Raw genomic sequence first — 1,265 nt, 5'->3', positions numbered from 1 at the left:
CAGATGGCGGGATTGGCCGAAACCGCGATGCACGCCGGCGCGATGGGCTTTTCCACCTCGCGCACGCTCAATCACCGCACGTCCGATGGGCAGCCGACGCCGACGCTGACGGCGGCCGAAGACGAGTTGATGGGCATCGCGCTGGCGCTGGGCCGGGCAGGCAAGGGCGTGCTGCAATTCGTTTCCGATTTCGCCGATCCGGTGGCGGAATTCGCCATGATGCGGCGGCTGTGCGAACGCTCTGGCCGGCCGCTCAGCTTTTCGCTCGCCCAATCCCCGGTCGCGCCGCTGGGTTGGCGGAAATTGCTCGACATGCTGGAACAGGCGACCGCAGCCGGCCTGCCGATGAAGGCGCAGGTGGCAGCAAGGCCGGTGGGCGTGTTGCTTGGCCTTGATCTCACCCTTAATCCGTTCAGCCTGCACCCCGATTGGCCAAAGGGCGCCAGCCTGGATGAACAACAGCGATTGCTCGCCGACCCTGATTTCATTGCCCGGCTGATCGCCAACCCGCCGCCGGCCGGCAACGCGCTCGGCACGGCGTTGCTGCACCGCTGGGGTGACATGTATCAGCTGGGCGATCCGCCCAATTATGAGCCGCTGCCCGAATCCAGCCTGGCCGCAGAGGCGATGCGGCGCGGCGTGACCTATGAGGTGGTGGCAGCCGAATGGCTGCGCGCCGGCATGATCTATGTGCCGTTCCTGAATTTCGCCGATGGCGATCTGGATGCGGTTGGCGCGATGTTGGCCCATCCGGACACCATCCCCGGCCTGTCCGACGGCGGCGCGCACGTGGGCATGATTTGCGACGGCAGTTTCCCGACGACGCTGATCACCCACTGGGCGCGTGATCGCAACCATGGCCGGCTGCCGCTGGAATTTCTGATCAAGCGCCAGGCGCACGACACGGCGCGGGCGCTGGGCCTGACTGATCGCGGCCTGTTGCGGCCCGGTTTGCGGGCGGATGTGAACCTCATCGATCTCGACCGCCTTGCCCTGCTGCCGCCGGATGTGGCGCATGATCTGCCCGCCGGTGGCCGCCGGCTGGTGCAGCGAGCCCGCGGGATCAGGGCAACGCTGGTGGCGGGCCAGATCACCTACCGCGATGGCGAAGCCACCGGCGCGCTGCCCGGCCGGCTGCTGCGCGGCGGCACAAGTGGTTGAAAAGGCCGCGACTCGCCGCGTCCAGCCCGCCGTTCATCGAAGTTTCTCTTGACCGGCCGTCTCTGGTGGCAATGGATGGATGCCACACATCGAGGTCATTATGT

General features: G+C 67.0%; 1 protein-coding gene. It reads left to right on the top strand.

Annotated elements, in window-relative coordinates:
- Positions 1 to 1,161: amidohydrolase family protein (locus tag RT662_RS13755; protein WP_313671260.1), on the top strand; the 1,161-nt coding region annotated here is incomplete at its 5' end.
- Positions 1,162 to 1,265: the final 104 nt, after the last annotated feature.

This window comes from Sandarakinorhabdus sp., assembly GCF_032115815.1.
Classification (GTDB): domain Bacteria; phylum Pseudomonadota; class Alphaproteobacteria; order Sphingomonadales; family Sphingomonadaceae; genus Sandarakinorhabdus.
Note: the sequence above shows the minus strand (reverse complement) of the source record. Positions and strands in the feature narration are given on the sequence as shown.